Here is a 19,807-nt window from a genome sequence, read left to right on the forward strand (position 1 = left end):
GAGGCGGCATAAGCCGCCCTCTTTTTCCTATGCGTCAAGGTTACCCAACTCTTTCTCGTACTGGCTTTACTTTGCTGGAAATCTTACTGGTTCTGGTACTGGTGTCGCTCGCTTCGGTGGCGGTGATCTCCACGTTACCGACCAGCTCAAAAGATGTAGCAAAGAAACAGGCAGAATCTCTTTTTCAGCGAATAATGCTACTCAATGAAGAAGCGATGCTCAGTGGCCGAGATTTCGGCCTACGCGTTGATGAGAAGAAATCGGTCTACTACTTGATGTCGCTGGAAAGTGAAGGCTGGCAGAAACTCAATATCGACCAGATTCCTTACGAAACTAAGTTGAATGAATCGGTAGCAGTGACGCTGACCATGGGTGGTGGCGCGTGGGGTGATGATGATCGTCTGTTTAAGCCAGGAAGTCTGTTTGATGAAGATATGTTTGCTGAGTACAAAGAAGAGAAAAAGCTGCGTCCGCCACAAGTGTTTATTGTCTCCAGTGGTGAAGTGACGCCATTTTCTGTTGCCATTTATCCTGAACAAGGTGATGAAGAGCAGGATGCATGGAAAGTAGTGGCAAAAGAAAATGGACAGATAGTGCTGTTGGCTCCGGGAGAAAGCGAAGATGAAAGCTAAACGGGGCATGACGTTACTGGAAGTGTTGGTTGCGTTAGCGATATTCGCTACTGCAGCGATAGCGACCATTCGTTCTGTCAGCCAACATATCAACACCTTAAATTATCTGGAAGAAAAAACCTTCGCTGCGTTAGTCGCGGATAACCAGATGGCCAAAGTGATGCTGGCAGGTAGCAAGCCGAGTAAGAAAAAAGGCAAAGACGAATTGGCCGGGCGCGATTGGTTCTGGTCGGTAGAACCAGTCGAGACTACTGGTGACATTTTGCAGGCGTTTGATGTCAAGGTGGCCACCAGTGAAAAAAGTTCGCCAGTGGTTACGGTAAGAAGCTATGTGGCGAAGTAAAACATCGGCCTCTCAGGGCGGTTTCACTCTGATTGAAGTTCTGGTGGCGATTGCCATCTTTGCCAGCTTAAGCGTGGGCGCTTATCAGGTGCTGAATCAAGTACAGCGCAGCAACGAACTGTCCATGGAACGCAGTGAGCGACTGAAAACGCTGCAACGTGCCTTAGTGTTTATGGATGGTGACTTTCGTCAGATGGCCCTACGCCAGACTAGAACTAATGGTGAAGAGTCCAATGGCTTGTTGGTGCAGTGGAAAGAGTATTTGCTGGATTCCGATGCCAACGGGATTATGTTTACCCGTTTAGGCTGGCATAACCCGCAGCAGCAGTTTCCGCGTGGTGAAGTGAGTAAAGTAGGCTACCGAATCAAGGATGATGTGCTTGAGCGCGTCTGGTGGCGCTATGCTGATACGCCTGCAGGGCAAGCGGGAATAGCGATGCCACTGATCGACAAAGTGGAAAAATTTAATGTGAAGTTCTTTGACGGCTCCGACTGGAAAAAAGAGTGGGATAAGAAAGCCATGTTGCCTCAGGCGGTAGCGGTTGAACTTGAACTGGAAGATTACGGCAAGATTGAACGCATATATATGACAGCGGGCGGTGAGATTGGCGGTTCTGAGGAGAAGAGCGATGGCAGCTAAACGTCCTCAGCGCGGTGTCGCCCTGATTGTTATTTTGCTGCTCTTAGCGGTCATGGTCAGTATCGCCGCCAGTATGGCTGATCGTTTGTTCAGTCAGTTCAAGCGTGCTGGCAGCCAAATCAATTATCAGCAAGCGTACTGGTACAGCTTGGGTGTTGAAGCACTGGCTAAGTACGGTATTGAACAAAGCTATAAAGACAACGATGACAGCATCAACCTGTCCCAGCCTTGGGCTCAAGAGTTGGATAGCATGCCATTGGACTATGGCACAGTGAGTGGCAAGTTGCATGATGCTCAGGCGTGCTTCAATATCAATGCGTTGTCTGATGTGGAACAAACCGCTGGGTCTGCACAGTTACCCTTCTTGGTAGAAAAGTTTCAGAATCTGCTTGAAGAGCTGCAGGTGGACAACTACGAAGCAGAAACCATCGCCCAGTCGCTGTGGGAATTTGTGGATAGCAATGATTCAGTTAACTCATCATCGGGTGTCGAAGACAGCCATTACGAAGGACTATCGCCCGCATATTTGAGTGCCAATACCTTGTTAGCAGACAGCAGTGAGTTGCGATCAGTAAATCAGGTTAGCGGCGAAGTGATGGAAAAAGTCAGCCCGATGATTTGCGCGCTGCCAACTTCTGACTTTCGTCTTAATGTAAATACTATTGCGCCAGAGCATGCAGCGCTGCTGGCGGCAATGTTCTATCCGAATCTGAGCTCGTCTCAGGCAAAACAGATTTTGGAAAACCGTGGCCCCGATGGATGGGCGTCAACGGATGACTTTCTCGCTGAATCGGACCTGAGTGGTTTGAGCGAGGATGTTAAAAAGCAGATCAAAGGCTACCTGAGTGTCGACAGCGTGTATTTTGAGCTCGATGCTGAGGTGCTAGTGGATAAATCCAGGGTGCGAATTCGCAGCCTGTTGTTTAGTAATGATAGAGAAACTGCAACGGTAATACGCCGTCGCTTTGGAGGGATCGGTGAACGAGTTTCTAATCGTTCGGCTGAGCAAAAGTAAAACAGCAGCGATTCAATGGCTGGTTTGGTCAGAAAGCCAAAAGGAAGTGATAGCGAGCGGTGAACTGCAAGATCACCAGGATTTGGCCGAGCTTGCCAATTACGCAGAAGGGCGCCAAGTTATTGTACTGGTGTCCGCAGCCAATCTGGTTCTGACGCAGCTGGAAGTCCCAGCAGGCGCGAATCGTCAGTTTGATTCTATGCTGCCGTTCATGCTGGAAGACGATGTGGCACAGGATGTCGACGAACTGCACTTTACTGTCTTGGCAAAGGAAGCCAATCAGGCGTATGTCTGTGGGATTGACTACAGCTGGCTGGAATCAATATTGGCTGACATGCGACAGCTTGGCTTTGCGGTGCGTAAGGTATTACCTGATGCATTGGCTTTGCCTGTCGCTGAAGAGTCAGGTTTGAGTGCAGTAGAGCTGGATGGCCAGTGGTTAGTGAAAAAAGGTCAGTTCAGTGCGGTAAGTATTGAATTGGCTTGGTTGCCGCTTCTGGCTCAGTCTGACTGGGTGAAGCAAGAGGAGGAGTATCTGCCACTTCAGGCCTACTCACACTTACCAGAGCTGACATTGGCTGATGAGCAAAAATGGCACAATGAACAACCACAGTTGGTCATGCAGCTGCTTGCCGAGCAAGCCATTAAAAGTAAGATCAACCTGTTGTCTGGTGAGTTCAAGCCGAAGTCGTCTTTTGGTCGTCATCTCAAAGTGTGGCGTAAAGCAGCGATTGCAGCAGGAATCTTGGTTGCCATTCTCAGTGTCGACAACTGGCTACAAATTCAAAGTGCTGAAACGCAAGCTAATGCCTATCGTCAGGAAAGTGAACGTATTTTCCGCCAAGTGACCAGCAAGAATAAAATTCCGACTGTCACCTATCTTAAACGGGAAATGGAGCGAGAGGAGAGCCGACTGTCCGGTGGTGGTAGTGGTGACTCAGTACTGGAGTGGATGGTGAAAATGCCTCAAGTGATGAAGCAGGTACCGGGCCTAAGGCTCACTAGCTTCAAATACGACAGTACCCGTGGAGAAGTCAGGCTTCAGGCACAAAGTAATGATTTCCAAACGTTTGAAAAAGCGCGTGAGCTGATGTCGGGTCAATTTACGGTTGAACAGGGGCAACTGAGTAAATCAGGGACTCTAGTTAACGGCACCTTTGTGCTTAAGCGTTTATAGGGAGCCGCTGATGAAACAATTATTATCTTCACTTCAGACGTGGTGGGTCGGCACCAGCCAGCGTGAGCAACGCTTGCTGATCGCTTGTTCAGTACTGTTGTTTTTGGGTGTGATCTACTGGGGCATATTGCAACCAGTCAGTCAGCGTGCCGAAATGGCGACGAATCGTATCCAGAGCGAGAAACAACTGCTCAATTGGGTGAAAGACAAAGCAGACAATATCAGTCAACTGCGTGCTCAGGGCGGAGTGGCATCGTCGACTTTGCCATTGAACCAGTCCATTTCTTCAACGGCTTCACGTTTTGGTGCAGAGCTTGTCAGAGTCCAGCCGCGTGGCGAGGAACTGCAGGTCTGGGTTCAGCCGATGCCATTCAACCGTCTGATAGATTGGATGACGTTCCTGCAGGAAAAGCATGGTGTCTCAGCAACCTTTATGGATATTGATAAAGGTGAGCAAGATGGGACTGTTGAAGTCAAGCGCCTGCAGTTTGTTAAAGGATAACGCGAAGTGAAAAGAGTCATTCTGCTCAGTTTGGCGCTGGTGATGGTCTTTCTAGTCAGTGCTGTGGCGCATGTTCCCGCTCAGGTTGTGCTGAACTATCTACCATTGCCACCGCAGTTAGTGATTCATGGTGTTTCAGGTACCATCTGGGATGGCAGTGCCACAGGTGTCAGCTGGCAAAGACAGAAGTTAGGGGCTTTGCATTGGCAATTGGCGCCACTGAAACTTCTGACGGGCAAAGCCGAAGCACAGGTCCGTTTTGGTCGAGGTAGTGACATGCAAGTCACTGGACGAGGTGTTGTAGGCTACAGCATGTCGGGCCCTTATGCCGAGAATCTGATCGCTTCATTACCGGTTGAAAAAATCCTCGAACTGACACCTCCGATGCCAGTGCCTGTTGAACTGACAGGGCAGGTTGAGTTGAGTATTAAGTCGATGGTGTATGCTCCACCTTATTGCCAGACTGGTGAAGGGTCAGTGGTATGGAATACTGATAAAGTGATTACGCCATTGGATGAGCTGAGCGTTGGCCCAGTTGTGATCGACTTTAGTTGTCAGGATAGCCAGATCACACTGAAAGGTGATCAAAACAGTCAACAGGTGAGCAGTGCGGCGGAAGTTGTGATGCAAGCCAATCGCAGCTATCAGGCTTCGGCTTGGTTTAAACCGGGCAACGAGTTTCCAGGCTCATTGGCAGAACAACTGAAATGGTTACCAACGCCAGACTCTGAAGGTCGTTATCAGTTTACTTATCAAGGGCGCCTCTAAGGCCGTTGATATTCAATAAAAAAAAGGGGCTTCGGCCCCTTTCTTGTTTTAGTAATTATTTGCCGGCAGTCGGAAAACTGATCTGCGCCCGTAAGCCACCACCGCTACGGTTATTGATGATTACATTGCCGTTATGCTGGCTGGCGATACGCTTTACAATCGCTAGCCCAAGACCCGTGCCTTCGCTACCACGTGCGGTATCGCCTCGGGTGAAAGGTTCAAATAACTTACCGATCTGACTTTGTTCAATACCCGGGCCATTGTCTTCTATGCACACCCAGACCAGCTTGTTGTCCGCGGTTACGCCAGTGCTGACTTTGACCCAGCCATTGCCATAGCGTATTGCGTTAACCACTAAGTTACTCACCGCTCGCTTAATCGCTATCGGGCTACCATTGGTGACCTTAAGTGGTTGCTGCAACTCCGTTTCAATTTGAATTTCGTAACCACCCTCTGAAGTCGCAATATCATTGGCGATTTCATTAAGATCAACCTCGATGAACGACTCTTTATTGACCGGTTTTAGGTAGTCCATGAACTGGCTGATGATCTCATTACACTCTTCGGTATCACTGATGATGCCTTCAGCCAGATAGCTGTCTTCCGGTGACATCATTTCAGTGGCAAGACGGATACGTGTCAGAGGCGTTCTTAAATCATGACTGATGCCCGCCATCAGCAGTGCGCGGTCTTCTTCCAGAGCCTGAATGCCTTTTGACATCTGATTAAATGCTCGCGTCACCGAACGGATTTCTGTCGCGCCTTTCTCTGGTAAAGGCGGAGGAATGTCCCCTCGACCAACACCTTTAGCGGCTTTTTCCAGAGCAATCAAAGGTCGGTTTTGTAAACGGATGAAAAGCCAGCCGCCAGCGACAATCAGTAACGCCATAATCAAACTGTTGCGAAATAGCGGCGCAAAGTCTTCTTCCTGCAATTCAGACAGCGGAATACGCAGCAGAGAGCCGGGCAAAGAATCGATTTTCATCCACAGAATGTAACTTTCGGATCCCAGCATCATGCGCACATCGGTAGGTGAACCGAGCTCTTTACTCATCTCTTCGCTCATGAGATCAATACTGACCGCATGATAATACTCATCCGCTATTGGACTATCGTCGGCGTGAATGGTGACACCTAACTGCTCCAGAACTCTGCGTCTCAAGGGGGCATCCATCTGCAAGCCGCCTTCTATGGCAGCAGAATCATCGAGCATCAGATTGATTTCATGGCCGAGGATCTTATTAAACTGCTGCAAACTCGGCATCAACGCATAATTAAATACGGCGTAGTAGGAGTAAACCTGGCTGGCAATCAATAAGGTCAGAAAGATAAAAATCGATTGAGTAAAGGAACTGCGAATACGCATATTGGCGGCCTTGATAGAGGGGAAAACAAAAAGTGCGAGACATAGTCTCGCACTCTCATCAGGTGAGCAATTATGCTTCTTTGCCGTCTGGCACGAATACGTAACCTAAGCCCCACACAGTTTGAATATAGCGAGGCTTACTCGGGTCGACTTCCAGCATACGGCGCAGACGTGAAATCTGTACGTCAATGGAGCGTTCCATCGCGGAATACTCACGGCCACGGGCCATGTTCATCAATTTGTCACGTGACATCGGCTCGCGGGCATTGGTCACTAGTGCTTTAAGTACTGCAAATTCGCCCGAGGTTAGAGGCATCGCCTCATCGCCGCGGAACATTTCACGTGTACCTAGGTTTAGGCTGAACTCACCGAACTCGACCACCGACTCTTCTGAACTCGGTGCGCCCGGCAGCTCAGTTGTCTGACGGCGCAGTACTGCTTTGATGCGTGCCAGTAGCTCACGTGGGTTAAATGGTTTTGGCAGGTAGTCGTCTGCGCCCACTTCCAGGCCGACGATTCGGTCAATTTCATCCCCTTTTGCGGTGAGCATCAGGATCGGTAAGGTGCTGTTGGCATTACGCAGGCGACGACAAATCGACAGGCCATCTTCGCCTGGCAGCATTAAATCCAATACCATCAGGTGAAAATTTTCACGGGTTAACAGGCGGTCCATCTGCTCACTGTTAGCAACACTACGTACTTGGAATCCCTGTTCAGACAAGTAACGCTCCAGCAATGCACGCAAACGTGCATCGTCATCAACGACTAAGATCTTGTGATTTTCTTGCATGTAATGATTCCACCTATTAAATAAGCTAGCGCTTTGACAGAGCTGCTGTGCAGCCCTTTTTCACGAATCAGAATGTAACATTGTTCTGATGAAAGTGGCGCAAAGAATTGTTAACGATTATTACCTTTTTAAGTCCTTTTTAGCTAATGTATACGCCATATTCAATTCACTAGCGTCAGAAATATGAAAACAAACCTAATCACACGCGAAGGCTTTGACCGACTTAAAAAAGAACTCGATTTTCTATGGAAAGAAGATCGCCCGGAAGTGACTAAAAAAGTGACGTGGGCAGCGAGTTTGGGTGATCGCTCAGAGAATGCGGATTACCAATACAATAAGAAACGTCTGCGTGAAATTGATCGTCGAGTACGTTATCTACGCAAGCGTCTTGAGCAGGTTAAAGTGGTCGATTACGCTCCGCAGCAGGAAGGGAAAGTGTTTTTCGGTGCATGGGTCGAAGTGGAAAATGAAGCCGGAGAAGTGAAAAAGTTTCGCATTGTTGGCCCCGATGAAATTTATGGTGGCGCCAAAGATTACATCTCGATTGACTCGCCAATGGCGCGAGCCCTGTTAAAGAAAGAAGTTGATGACGAATTCAGCGTCAAAACGCCGGAAGGCGAGAAAGAGTGGTTTGTGAACAGTATTTGTTATACCGATTGAAATGGTGCCGCGCCGAGGAGCGCGGCACTTGTCTTTTATTTTTCGTAGTCCGGTTTTTCAGTAATGATGTAGTCCTTATCACTGCTGACAATTGCCCCGTATTTGAGGAAGTTTTTGCCTAAAATCATGCTGTAGTGGAAGCGCCCTCTGTCTTGTAGATTAACGCGAATGATCTTATCCAACTCTCCCAGCCTGACTCGCATTTCAACCACAGGGCGCACGTTGGCTTTTTCCCCTTTCTTGGCTGTAATGCGCATCACATCGACTACTTCTCGAGTGAATTCCTGTTTCATCCCGACATCATTTTCGTAGGTGAACGTCACCATATCTTTGCCATCTTTCTGATATTGCTTGATGTTTTTGGCATTGATTGAGCTGACATCCGCTCCCGTGTCGAGCTTGACCGGAAAAGCCAGATCTTCCACCTGAACAACTTCAATGTGACCAGCTTTGAACAGTGGGCTTGGGCTGAGTAGATCCTCTGTGCGGGTGTTGAGTAGTACACTGCTTTTCGCCATGCTGTGGCCCATGACGAAGAAAGGCTTAGTGTCACTTTTGCCAAGATTGTCGATAGCAAATTCGAGTTCTCGTTTCTTGTCTCCTAACTCGAATACGCCTTCGACTACCGGACGAACGGATTTACCGACTTTGAGTTTACGTAGGACAGGCTTCGTCACCGTTTTCATTTCACCTTGGCTGTTTTCAAGCGTGAAACTGACCTGTTCCTTACCGCTTTTCTTACTGAGCTCAAACTCTTTGACTCTCAGCAGTGGAGTTTTAACGATAAAACTAGGTTGCGCAGGAATGCTGAACTCTTGGTCTATGGTGATGGTCTCCTTGGGAGAGATCACCAATGGGTCAGATTTGAGAGCAGTCTTGAAGCTAGTATCTGCCTTTTTGAGCAGGTTTTCGCTATCGGTATCGATAACGAAATGTTCGCTGGCGACATCTCGTCCAAGGCTGATCTGACTGCTTAAATGGCTGCGGTCACGTAAATAAACCAGCCAATGCTGAGTGTGATTCTGATTGAGCTTGACTGGTAGGTAAACCAGTGGACGCTCACCATTGCTGGTGTTCAAAATACGGATCAGTGGCAGAGTCATGGCTTTACGCTCGCCCTTTTCATCTTCCAACTTGAACGAGACTGATTGAGCCTTTTTGTCGATTTTTACATCCACAGCATGGGCGTTGGAGTAACGACTGGTGGTCGCTACACTGACTTTATAGGGCACGCCGTCAACTTCCACAGTTTCTTTTTTGCCAATGACTTGTGCATGTGGTTGTTCTTGCAGGTAGTCATAACCCGCCATTACCCAAGCGTTATCTTCAAGAAAGGTTTTACCAATCAGGATGGGCGACGAAAACTGACTGCGCTTGGTGAGGTTAATCATGGCTTCCACGGTACGGCCGCCTATTGTTAGTGGCATTCTTACCGCTGGACGAAGAATAGGTTTTTTACTGGTGCGGCTGCGGATGATGCTGATGCGTTCAAGATCATCTTTGATATTGATATCTTCACCGGTATACGGGTGGCGAATAGTAAAGGCAATAGTGACCTGATAAGACAAGTAGGTTTCTGTATTTCTCTTCAGCTTGTTTTCACGTCGGTCGTTAACCACCGCCCATAGTAGGTCATTATCGGTCAAATCTTTAAAGTCTGGATGCGTGCTGGTGAGGTGAATGTTTTCAGCATGGATCGAGGTGGTGTCAGCGCCGGTGTCAATCTTGCCCATAAAGGGTACGCCTTTGAGTTCTGGAATATCGTTGTAGTAGACGTTCTCGATGCGGCCCAGAATCAGTTCGTTGTCCACCTGATAGGCTGGGTTTTGTGTGGTGGCGGAAAGGGTCTCAGACCAAGCTTGTGGGGCGGTCATTAGGGCGCCTGTCAAAGTCAGAATCAAAGAGAGCTTCTTCATGCAATAATTTCCCAAACTAAATCAAAGTATCGATACTTATTAAGTAACTCGAAAAGGTATAACTTACTTAAATATAATGAATATATTTCAATTGCGACTGCAGTTTTGACACAAATGTGCACCGCGTCTATCAGGAGGCGGTGATTTTTTACGGACAAGATTTAAAACATTGCAAAATCCATGATTTGCCCCAATCTCTAGAACAGACAAACTCCTTCACATTATAGAATTAAGAGAATCAACGGATGAGCCAAGCTATCTGTCAAATGATTGCTCAAGAACTGAATGTTCGCACTGAGCAAGTTACCGCTGCTGTTAATCTGATCGATGATGGCAACACGGTGCCATTCATCGCCCGCTATCGAAAAGAAGTGACAGGTGGTCTGGACGATACCCAATTGCGTAATCTCGACAGCCGCCTCTCTTACCTGCGTGAACTGGATGATCGTCGCCAGACGATTCTGAAATCCATTCAGGAGCAGGGCAAACTGACGACTGAACTCGAAACTGAAATCAATCAGGCGGACAGTAAAACTCGCCTTGAAGACTTGTATCTGCCGTACAAACCTAAGCGCCGTACCAAAGGCCAGATTGCGATTGAAGCTGGTTTGGAACCGCTGGCAGACAAATTGTGGAACGAACCACAGACGGAGCCGGAGCAAGAAGCGGCTCAATACGTTGATGCAGACAAAGGTGTTGTAGACACCAAAGCGGCGCTTGATGGCGCGCGGGCCATTGTGATGGAACGTATTGCTGAAGATGCCAACCTGCTGGAAAAAATTCGTACGCACCTTAACCGTAATGCAGAGCTGGTGGCTCGCGTTGTGGAAGGCAAAGAGCGTGAAGGCGAAAAATTTAAAGATTACTTTGAGCACAATGAAGCCTTGAGCAAGGTGCCATCACACCGTGCGCTGGCTATGTTGCGCGGCCGTAATGAAGGCTTTTTAACATTGGCGATGAATGCTGACCCAGAGCAGGAAGAGGGCGCTCGCCAGTCGTATTGCGAAACCATTATTGCAGATCACTACGGTATTTCACTTAGTCAAGCCCCAGCGGATGTGTGGCGTAAACAAGTGATCAGCTGGGCGTGGCGCATCAAGGTGTCGATGCACATGGAAACTGAGCTGATGGGAGCGATGAAAGAGCGTGCTGAAATCGAAGCGATTGAAGTGTTTGCCACAAACCTGAAAGATTTGTTGATGGCGGCTCCAGCAGGTCCACGAGCCACGCTAGGCCTCGATCCAGGCTTGAGAACGGGGTCGAAAATTGCGGTGGTGGACTCAACAGGTAAAGTGTTAGCCACGGAAACCATCTACCCTCATCCGCCGCAAAAACAGTATGACAAATCGGCACAGGTGGTGGCGAAGTTGGTACAGCAGTTCAATGTTGACCTGATCGCCATTGGTAACGGCACGGCTTCGCGTGAAACTGACAGCTTTGTCGCTGATCTGATTAAGCGAAATAACCTCAAAGTGCAGAAGATTATGGTCAGTGAAGCGGGCGCGTCCGTTTATTCGGCGTCTGAGCTGGCGGCCAAAGAGTTCCCAGGTTTGGACGTGTCACTGCGTGGCGCCGTGTCGATTGCTCGTCGTCTGCAAGACCCACTGGCAGAGCTGGTGAAAATCGACCCTAAATCGATTGGTGTTGGCCAGTATCAACACGATGTCAGCCAATCGATGCTGGCTAAGCGTCTGGATGCGGTTGTTGAGGACTGTGTAAACGCTGTTGGTGTTGATGTGAATACGGCGTCTCCTGCTTTGTTAACGCGAGTGGCGGGGCTGTCGAGCACTATTGCGCAGAACATTGTTGATTACCGCGACGAGAATGGCCGTTTTGAAGCACGTACCACACTGAAGAAAGTTGCCCGCCTTGGACCAAAAGCGTTTGAACAGTGTGCTGGTTTCCTCCGCATTATGGATGGTAAGAACCCGCTGGATGCGTCATCGGTTCACCCAGAGGCCTACCCTGTGGTGAAAGCCATCGCGGAGAAAAACAGCAAAGACGTTCGCGCCTTGATTGGTGATACTCAGTTCCTGCGTGGCTTACATGCCGTGGATTACACCGATGACAATTTTGGTGTTCCGACGGTCAGCGACATCATCAAAGAGTTGGATAAACCGGGACGTGACCCTCGACCTGAATTCAAGACTGCAACGTTCGCCGATGGCGTAAATGAAGTGTCGGATCTCGAACCGGGTATGGTGCTGGAAGGTGTGGTATCCAACGTGGCGAACTTTGGTGCTTTCGTTGATATTGGCGTCCATCAGGATGGCTTAGTGCATATTTCGGCTTTAACCGATCGATTTGTCTCTGATCCTAGAGAAGTCGTGAAGGCGGGGGATATCGTTAAAGTTAAAGTGATGGAAGTGGATATTCAGCGTAAGCGTATTGGTCTGTCTATGCGTCTTAGTGATGAGCCGGGCCAAGATAACCGCTCTCAGCGTTCTTCTGCACCACGTGGTCAGCAACGTCAGAGCCAAGGCAACAAAGGTGGCCAACGTCGTCGTGAAGAGCCAGCAAATGGTGCAATGGGCGGGGCATTTGCCGCTGCTTTTGCGAAAGCTAAGAAATAGTCTCGGCTAGAAATACAAATCCCCGCAATCGCGGGGATTTTTTTCGGTATTTCCTAATCATTATCTTAGGTACTACAACACCGCAATTACATCTGAAGGTGTATTGGGTGCAACCGCATCACCGTAGTGAAACTTAATCACGGTTCTGCGCTTGGCCATTTTGCCTTCAGTTATCGCCGCATCGATTATGTGCCTTGGTAACCGAAAGCGCATTGCGTAGCCCTTGCCCTGATCTTCGCTGTAGCTGTCCAGAGCAATCAGCTGGAAAATCCGTTCGAGCGTATCTTTGGGATCTTCCTGATAAGTGGCTTTAACTTCTTCCTGTTCACTGGCTTCATAGCTCGGATGCTCAGCTGGATCCCAAGAGGATTGTCGTCGCCTTTTATCATCGGCTTTGACTTTACGTTCAGCGTTACTTTTGGTTAACGCTACAGTGGGAGTGACGGGCTCGCGGACTTTATTGTCTCTGGCTGCCTGCTCCGTTTGCACATTAACCGATGGGGCGATCAGCGGTACACTTACGTTCGTAGGTGATACGAGCATTTTAACCTCCTCACGCCCAGCCAGAAAATGCAATAAAACAGCGTTTTCTTGGCTCGATTATTTATCGGCCTTCATAGTCAAAATTTTAGCGTATTGGATAAAATAATTTTTATCTACCAGTCGAAAATCGGGTAACTTGCTGACAAAACTCATTAAATTCAGTCATAAATGGTGCGTGCGATGAAGCGCCAAACATATAACTCTCACTAGCTGGCATCAGTGTGTCGACATCAGTCGCAACTTTGGCTGGCACTAGCCCGTCCAAGCGTCCGTATAAACGCAAGGTAGGCACTGAGACATCGAGTAGCGCTTGGCGATAATCCACATCGGCAAGCAGCTGTAGGCCTGCGAGCAGGGACTGAGGGTTCGGTTCAGGGCGAGATAGGACCGCTTGCTTGAGGTTTTTGACATCTTGGCGAGCAGAAGGGCTGCCCATTGCTTGCAACGCCATAAATCGCTCAATGGTGACGCGAAAATCATCTACTAGTTGCTCGGTGAACGCACTCAAGACTTGAGGCTGTATCCCTCGCCAGCGCTTTTCTGCTGAAAACTTAGGTGAGCTAGCAACGGTGATTAGCTTGGTTATGCGCTCTGGGTGATGAATCGCGATGTGTGTTGCCACCAAGCCACCCAAAGACCAGCCGAGCCAAATCGCATTGTCAGGTGCGCTGTGCAGAACCTGTTGGGCGAGCTCTTCCATCGTTTCGAAGTGTAATTGATGGCTGTGGCCAAACCCCGGTAGGTCAACGACGTGCACGCGAAAATGCTGGCTTAACTGCTCAACGGCCTGATGCCAGACAGCACCATTCATCCCCCACCCATGAACTAAGACCAAATCGTCACCTTGACCTGTTGACTGCCAATATGGCGTTGTTGGTTTGATCTCATTCTGTGCCACGTTTTCCATCCTTTACACCTGATTTAAAGCGGTAAGTTAATTATCTAGTTGTCAGATATTGAGCGTCATGTTAACCGATTGGATTAAGAAACACACAGCCTACCTGTTACCCAGTCATTGCGATTTGTGCCAGATGGCGATCGGAACGCAAGCGGCGCACCCCTTATTCTGCTGTTTCTGTCTGCGACGTTTTGCGCCAGTTCCTCGCTGCAGACGATGTGGCTTGGTGACCTCTGAGTACGTCGAAATGTGTGGGGAATGTTTAGTTGCCCCGCCATTGTGGACGCACTTGTATTGTGTCGGAGACTATCAACCGCCGCTATCGAGTTACGTTCACCGACTTAAGTACGAAGGTCAGTACTGGCAGGCTAAAACCTTGTCTTTGCTGTTGGTGTCACGCATCGACACTCGACCAGACCTGATTACTTTTGTCCCCTTGCACTGGCGTCGTTACTGTTATCGTGGCTACAACCAAAGTCAGCACCTGGCATGGCAAATTGGTCGAGAGCTGGATGTGCCTTGTGAGGCTCTATTTAAGAAAAAGCGTGCAACGGAAAGGCAACAAGGAATGGATAAAAAGCAGCGTAAGGAGAATGTGCGTCAGGCTTTTCATCTAAGAAAGTCGATAAATATCGAGCATGTCGCTATTGTCGATGATGTGCTAACTACAGGCAGTACTGTGCATCAATTATGTGAATTATTGCTCGATGCTGGAGTGAAAACCATTGATATTTATTGCATTTGTCGCACTCCTGAACCTTCTAGCCGCTAAAGTGTCTCTGATTTGATCTAAAAGGCTAGATCTTGCGAAAATCAGGAGTAAAATGGTGCTCAAATAGCCTACAAATTTACTCAGGTATTCGTCGTGTCAAATCCTATTACTATTACTGAAAATGCCCAGAAACACTTTGCCAACCTTTTGAGCCAACAGCCAGAAGGGACGAACATCCGCGTATTCGTTGTGAATCCGGGGACGCAAAATGCAGAATGTGGCGTTTCTTACTGCCCAACTGAAGCGATTGAAGCTACAGATACTGAGATCAAGTATGAAGGTTTCTCTGCTTACGTTGACGAGCTGAGCTTGCCATTCCTTGAAGACGCGGAAATCGACTTCGTGACAGACAAAATGGGTTCTCAGCTGACGCTGAAAGCGCCAAACGCTAAAATGCGTAAAGTGTCTGACGATGCACCATTGGTTGAGCGTGTTGAATACGTGATTCAAACTCAGGTAAACCCTCAACTAGCAGGGCACGGCGGTCACGTCAATCTGGTAGAAATCACTGAAGACGGTATCGCGATTGTTGCCTTTGGCGGTGGTTGTAACGGTTGTTCTATGGTTGATGTGACACTAAAAGAAGGCATCGAGAAAGAACTGCTGCAACAGTTTGAAGGCGAGTTGAGCGCAGTTCGCGATGCGACTGAGCATGACCGTGGTGAGCACTCTTACTACTGATAACTGGCTAAATAACAGATTTAACCATATGCAATACAAAGGGTTGACGAAAAAGTCAGCCCTTTTTTGTTTTCAAACATGACAGTTTTCTCATATATTAAAGACTTCCTCTACGGCTAAGGAGTAAGCAAGTGGCTAAACGGAACCCACCAGAAATTCTGGCAAAACAAACTATAGCTCAATCCAAATTGTTTGCCGTTGAAGCGCTTGATTTACGCTTTAGCAATGGTGTCGAACGCACCTACGAACGCATGAAACCGAGTGGTCGTAACGCGGTGATGATGGTGCCAGTAACCGCAGAGGGAGATATATTGCTGGTTCGCGAATATGCCGCAGGTACTGAACGTTATGAACTCGGCTTTCCTAAAGGGTTGATTGATGCTGGAGAGTCGCCAGCAGAAGCCGCCGACAGAGAGCTGAAAGAAGAAATCGGCTTCGGGACCAACAAGCTGACACCATTGAAAGATGTGGTGCTCGCGCCTTCTTATTTCTCGAGCAAAATGACCCTGTTTATCGCAGAGGATCTATACTCAGAACAGTTGGAAGGGGATGAACCTGAACCTTTGGAAGTAATTCGCTGGCCACTTGCCCAGGCAGAAGAGCTTCTGACTCACCTCGATTTTTGTGAGGCGCGCAGTATTACCGCGCTGATGCTTGCTCTACGTATCTTAAAACCATAATCAATGTAGAGCGTGAAGGATTGACTATGCCAATGACAGAAGACCTTTCCCACCATTTGCCTGCCGTGATTGATATTGCCCGCTCGGCAGGCCAGTTAATTCTCGATATTTACGAGAAGAAAGAATACCAAGCCTACACCAAAAGTGATGAAACACCGGTGACCAGTGCGGACATCGCGGCACATAAACTGATCATGGAAAAGTTGTCCGATCTGACGCCGGATATTCCCGTGTTATCGGAAGAAGCCGCTGATATCAGCCTTGATAAGCGCTCGCAATGGAGCCGCTATTGGTTGGTGGACCCGTTAGATGGGACACAGGAGTTTATTGCCCGTAGCGGCGATTTCGCGACTATTATTGCATTGGTTGAGAATCATCAGCCGATAATGGGAGTGGTTTATGGCCCAGTGTCTGGCGTGACGTATTATGCCTACAAAGATAAAGGGGCATGGAAAATCCCAGACATGGATGAAAGTGTGCGGATTAAGACCCACAACCACGATGGTCAGGCGCACCCAATTGCGATTGCGATCAGCCGTCGCCAAGACATCAATCGTATTACCAGCCGCATGAGCAGTGGTTGGAATTATGACTTGGTACCATTGGGTTCTGCGGCGCTTAAAGCGTGTTTAGTGGCGGAAGGCGCGGTGGATTGCTACCTGCGTCTTGGGCCTACTGGGGAATGGGACACCGCGGCAACTCAGTGCATTGTTGAAGAGGCGGGCGGTCGGATTCTAAGTACTCAGCTTGAGCCTCTGTCCTACAATGAGCGTGAGACGTTGGAAAACCCTAACTTCATCGTTCTTGGCGATGAACGCCTACCTTGGGACGAAATCCTCCAAGTGAAAGACTAGCTAAGCTAAAGCGCTGGTCGCACTGTTTATTACTCTCACACTTCAAATAAAAAGGGTTGGTCATTGTGTACCAACCCTTTCCACTTTTATTATTATGCCTTCGAATACATATCGCGGTCTCCCAGCCAGCGGTCGATAATCGCCGCTGCATTGTCTGGGAAGTTATCATGAATATGACGCGCGACACGTTGCACTTCAGGGATTAAATGCTGATCCCGGATTAAATCGGCAATCTTAAAGTCAGCCATTCCGGTCTGCTTGGTCCCCAGTAGTTCTCCGGGGCCGCGAATTTCCAAATCGCGCTGCGCAATGACAAAGCCATCGTTGCTCTCACGAAGCACACCTAAACGCTTTTGTGCGGTTTTAGACAGTGGAGAATGGTAGAGCAGCACACAATGGCTGGCGACGCTGCCTCGCCCCACTCGACCGCGTAGTTGGTGCAGCTGAGCCAGTCCCAATCGCTCTGGGTTTTCAATGATCATTAAGCTTGAGTTAGGGACGTCCACACCCACTTCAATTACTGTCGTCGCGACCAATAGGTGCAGTTTGTTGTCTTTAAAGTCCTGCATGACCGACTGCTTCTCCGCCGGTTTCATCCGGCCATGCACTAAGCCAATTTTCACGTCAGGTAGCTTTCTTTGTAGCTCTTCAGCGGTATCAGCTGCGGCCTGAGCTTCTAAAACTTCTGACTCATCAATCAGGGTACATACCCAATAGGCCTGCTTGCCTTCATTGAGGCAGGCGTTGCGAACACGTTCGACAATATCATCTCGTTTGGTATCCGGGATGGCGACGGTCTGAATTGGCGTTCGGCCCGGTGGTAGTTCATCAATGACGGAGGTTTCAAGATCGGCATAGGCGGTCATCGCCAGTGTGCGCGGAATCGGTGTCGCCGTCATGATTAATTGATGGGGAAAAGCGCCTTGCTTTTCGCCTTTCTCTCTTAGTTCAAGGCGCTGGTGGACGCCGAACCTGTGTTGCTCATCAATGATGACCAACGCAAGGTGATGAAAGGCGACGTGTTCCTGAAACAGAGCATGGGTACCGACCACCATTTGTGCTTCGCCACTGGCAATTTTTGCCAGCTCGGTGTCTTTGGCTTTGCCTTTTAATTTACCTGCAAGCCAGCCAACGTTTATGCCCATTGGTTCCAGCCACTGAGCAAAGTTGAGCGCGTGCTGCTCGGCCAGCAGTTCGGTCGGCGCCATTAACGCCACTTGGTAACCATGCTCCAGAGCCCGTAGCGCTGCTAATGCCGCGACTAAGGTTTTACCTGAACCAACATCCCCCTGAACCAGACGCATCATCGGGTGTGGCTTCTCAAGGTCTTGCTCAATTTCGGCGACAACGCGTGATTGTGCTTTGGTTGGTGAGAAAGGTAATTGATCGAGTAATTGCTGTTTAAGCTGGTTACGTTCAGCCAGCGGCAGAGCAACATCTTGCTGGCCTTTGCTACGGACGGAAAGCATCGACAGATTCTGAGCCAGCAGCTCTTCCATAATCAGGCGTATTTGCGCTGGGTGTTTACCTTCATCAAATGCCTGCAAATCAATATCTGGTGTCGGGCGGTGAATGGTGTGCAGCGCCTGAGCGAGCGAAACTTGCTGGTTATACAAGCCAGCAGGCAGCAGTTCTTGGACTGCGGCCTTGTCAATTAAGGCTAATGCTTGATCGGTCAGATTGCGTAAGGTGATTTGGCGCAAGCCGTCTGTGGTCGGGTAAACCGGCGTCAGGTTCTGCTCCACTTCTGCTGGCTGATTGGGGGCATAAAATTTGTAATCCGGATGGACGATTTCCAACCCGAGACTGCCGCGTTTGACTTCGCCATAGGCATGAACGGTTTTGCCTTCGGCAAAGTTATTCTTCATTGCGGCGGTGAAATTGAAAAAGCGCAGTGTAATGGTGCCATTGCCATCACTGATTTTTACCGTCAGCATCTTGCGTTTGCCAAACAAGGTATCGGCGCTCATCACTTTCCCTTGTACTGCGGCCCATAAGCCAGCATGCAGCTTGACGATAGGGTAAATGCGTGTGCGGTCTTCGTAACGAAGCGGTAAGTGGAAAAGCATATCTTGTACTGAATTGAGCCCGACTTTTGCCAGCTTTTCCGCGACTTTGGCGCCAACGCCAGTCAGAGAAGTGAGAGGAACAGCAGATAGCAATTGGGACATAACAAAGCTCGGTAAGTTATTCAGTAAGTTACATAGGCGATTACCCTAATAGTTAACCACCGAGCTGTGTTTTTGTACAGGAGAAAATAGCGCGCCTTGCCTGACGCTGAGCAGCGGGATTATTTCTTCTGCATTTCCTGCCACCATGCTTCGTCCGCGACAATCTGACCTTGTTCGTCGAGTGGTGGGTACGCTAAGCCTTTGCGCTTGGCAACTTTTGCTAAAACAGGGTGGCCACGCTCAAACAGAATGCGATGAATGGTTTCTTGCGGTAAGTTACTGACTTGATTGTCGTACATGCCGGCCGCTTGGCGCTGGCGCTGAGCTTCGTACATGATAACCGCGCTGGCAACCGAGACATTGAGTGACTGCACCATGCCAATCATCGGTATGATGATGTCTTGATCCGCCAGTTGCTTAGCCTCTTCGGAAGCGCCAATTTTCTCGCTACCAAGAATAATGGCTGTCGGTTTGGTGTAGTCGATCTCACGAAAATCGACTGCAGTGTCAGACAGGTTGGTGACCAATATCTGCATGCCCTGATCTTTCAGCTCGGCAACTGCCTTACCGATAGAGTCGTGGGTTTCCACTTCAACCCAGTTACGGGCACCGGCAGAAGTATGGCTAAGAGTGCGCATATCATTCGGCCAAACAGCATGGATCTTATGGATACCTGTCGCATCGGCAGTTCTTATCACCGCAGATACGTTGTTTGGCTTGTGGACTTCCTCAAGACAGAAAGTCAGGTCAGCCTGACGGGACTTGAGGACTTGTTGGATTCGGTTGTAGCGTTCTAAATTCATAATGGCAGTAAAACAAAAGCCCT

The 19,807-nt window shown here is 48.9% G+C and carries 20 protein-coding genes; 13 read left to right on the forward strand and 7 right to left on the reverse strand.

Annotated features, from left to right (window positions below):
- Positions 1-29 precede the first annotated feature (29 nt).
- Genes gspH through QMA41_RS17015 form a run of 7 tightly spaced genes read left to right on the forward strand, consistent with a single transcriptional unit; the run spans position 30 to position 5,077 of the window.
- On the forward strand, positions 30-632 hold the full coding sequence (gspH, locus tag QMA41_RS16985; RefSeq protein ID WP_006957216.1) for a type II secretion system minor pseudopilin GspH: 603 nt from the start codon (positions 30-32) through the stop codon (positions 630-632).
- Positions 622-975 carry a type II secretion system minor pseudopilin GspI gene (gene gspI / locus QMA41_RS16990; RefSeq protein ID WP_021458389.1) on the forward strand — a complete coding sequence of 118 codons (354 nt, stop codon included), beginning with the start codon at positions 622-624 and terminating at the stop codon, positions 973-975. The genes gspH and gspI overlap by 11 nt, the downstream gene beginning before the upstream one ends.
- Entirely contained in the window at positions 962-1,615 is a 654-nt protein-coding gene (gene gspJ / locus QMA41_RS16995) for a type II secretion system minor pseudopilin GspJ (RefSeq protein WP_006957213.1), read from the forward strand. Before gspI ends, gspJ begins: the two co-directional genes overlap by 14 nt.
- Positions 1,605-2,630 (forward strand): type II secretion system minor pseudopilin GspK, encoded by a 1,026-nt coding sequence (gene gspK, locus QMA41_RS17000; RefSeq protein ID WP_281630230.1) that lies wholly within the window; start codon positions 1,605-1,607, stop codon positions 2,628-2,630. Before gspJ ends, gspK begins: the two co-directional genes overlap by 11 nt.
- Complete coding sequence (gene gspL / locus QMA41_RS17005; protein WP_099609547.1) at positions 2,593-3,807, forward strand: type II secretion system protein GspL; 1,215 nt, start codon at positions 2,593-2,595, stop codon at positions 3,805-3,807. Before gspK ends, gspL begins: the two co-directional genes overlap by 38 nt.
- 10 nt (positions 3,808-3,817) lie before the next feature.
- Positions 3,818-4,309, forward strand: a complete 492-nt coding sequence (locus QMA41_RS17010) for a type II secretion system protein M (protein WP_281630231.1) — start codon at positions 3,818-3,820, stop codon at positions 4,307-4,309.
- Positions 4,310-4,315: 6 nt separating this feature from the next.
- Entirely contained in the window at positions 4,316-5,077 is a 762-nt protein-coding gene (locus tag QMA41_RS17015; RefSeq protein WP_281630232.1) for a type II secretion system protein N, read from the forward strand.
- 55 nt (positions 5,078-5,132) lie between these two features.
- Here the strand turns inward: QMA41_RS17015 and envZ are convergent, their stop codons facing one another.
- Positions 5,133-6,443, reverse strand: coding sequence for a two-component system sensor histidine kinase EnvZ (gene envZ / locus QMA41_RS17020; RefSeq protein WP_006957205.1), 1,311 nt, complete (start codon positions 6,441-6,443; stop codon positions 5,133-5,135).
- A 70-nt stretch (positions 6,444-6,513) separates the two neighbouring features.
- The gene (ompR, locus tag QMA41_RS17025; protein WP_006957204.1) at positions 6,514-7,233 is read right to left on the reverse strand and encodes a two-component system response regulator OmpR; all 720 of its coding nucleotides are present in this window, start codon (positions 7,231-7,233) and stop codon (positions 6,514-6,516) included.
- Positions 7,234-7,416: 183 nt separating this feature from the next.
- Between ompR and greB the strand changes: the two genes are divergently transcribed.
- A complete protein-coding gene (greB, locus tag QMA41_RS17030; protein WP_021458360.1) occupies positions 7,417-7,893 on the forward strand; it encodes a transcription elongation factor GreB in 477 nt (158 codons plus the stop codon).
- A 35-nt stretch (positions 7,894-7,928) separates the two neighbouring features.
- Here the strand turns inward: greB and QMA41_RS17035 are convergent, their stop codons facing one another.
- A complete protein-coding gene (locus tag QMA41_RS17035; protein WP_281630233.1) occupies positions 7,929-9,809 on the reverse strand; it encodes a RimK/LysX family protein in 1,881 nt (626 codons plus the stop codon).
- Positions 9,810-10,054: 245 nt separating this feature from the next.
- On the opposite strand from QMA41_RS17035, the gene QMA41_RS17040 reads away from it, so the two are divergent.
- Complete coding sequence (locus tag QMA41_RS17040) at positions 10,055-12,382, forward strand: Tex family protein (RefSeq protein WP_281630234.1); 2,328 nt, start codon at positions 10,055-10,057, stop codon at positions 12,380-12,382.
- Between the two features lie 72 nt (positions 12,383-12,454).
- Here the strand turns inward: QMA41_RS17040 and QMA41_RS17045 are convergent, their stop codons facing one another.
- Positions 12,455-12,925: a hypothetical protein gene (locus tag QMA41_RS17045; protein ID WP_006957199.1), complete on the reverse strand. Its 471-nt coding sequence runs from the start codon at positions 12,923-12,925 to the stop codon at positions 12,455-12,457.
- Between the two features lie 109 nt (positions 12,926-13,034).
- Positions 13,035-13,832: a pimeloyl-ACP methyl ester esterase BioH gene (gene bioH, locus QMA41_RS17050; RefSeq protein WP_281630235.1), complete on the reverse strand. Its 798-nt coding sequence runs from the start codon at positions 13,830-13,832 to the stop codon at positions 13,035-13,037.
- Between the two features lie 58 nt (positions 13,833-13,890).
- Between bioH and QMA41_RS17055 the strand changes: the two genes are divergently transcribed.
- From QMA41_RS17055 to cysQ, 4 genes are all read left to right on the forward strand, one after another.
- Positions 13,891-14,595 carry a phosphoribosyltransferase family protein gene (locus QMA41_RS17055; RefSeq protein WP_281630236.1) on the forward strand — a complete coding sequence of 235 codons (705 nt, stop codon included), beginning with the start codon at positions 13,891-13,893 and terminating at the stop codon, positions 14,593-14,595.
- A gap of 93 nt (positions 14,596-14,688) precedes the next feature.
- On the forward strand, positions 14,689-15,276 hold the full coding sequence (nfuA, locus tag QMA41_RS17060) for a Fe-S biogenesis protein NfuA (RefSeq protein ID WP_006957194.1): 588 nt from the start codon (positions 14,689-14,691) through the stop codon (positions 15,274-15,276).
- A 131-nt stretch (positions 15,277-15,407) separates the two neighbouring features.
- A complete protein-coding gene (gene nudE / locus QMA41_RS17065) occupies positions 15,408-15,956 on the forward strand; it encodes an ADP compounds hydrolase NudE (RefSeq protein ID WP_281630237.1) in 549 nt (182 codons plus the stop codon).
- Positions 15,957-15,982: 26 nt separating this feature from the next.
- On the forward strand, positions 15,983-16,810 hold the full coding sequence (gene cysQ / locus QMA41_RS17070) for a 3'(2'),5'-bisphosphate nucleotidase CysQ (protein WP_006957188.1): 828 nt from the start codon (positions 15,983-15,985) through the stop codon (positions 16,808-16,810).
- Positions 16,811-16,902: 92 nt separating this feature from the next.
- Here the strand turns inward: cysQ and recG are convergent, their stop codons facing one another.
- The gene (gene recG, locus QMA41_RS17075) at positions 16,903-18,981 is read right to left on the reverse strand and encodes an ATP-dependent DNA helicase RecG (protein ID WP_281630238.1); all 2,079 of its coding nucleotides are present in this window, start codon (positions 18,979-18,981) and stop codon (positions 16,903-16,905) included.
- Positions 18,982-19,100: 119 nt separating this feature from the next.
- Complete coding sequence (gene trmH, locus QMA41_RS17080; RefSeq protein WP_006957186.1) at positions 19,101-19,784, reverse strand: tRNA (guanosine(18)-2'-O)-methyltransferase TrmH; 684 nt, start codon at positions 19,782-19,784, stop codon at positions 19,101-19,103.
- Positions 19,785-19,807 lie beyond the last annotated feature (23 nt).

The organism is Vibrio sp. St2 (assembly GCF_947311885.1).
GTDB classification, from domain to species: Bacteria; Pseudomonadota; Gammaproteobacteria; order Enterobacterales; family Vibrionaceae; genus Vibrio; species Vibrio coralliilyticus.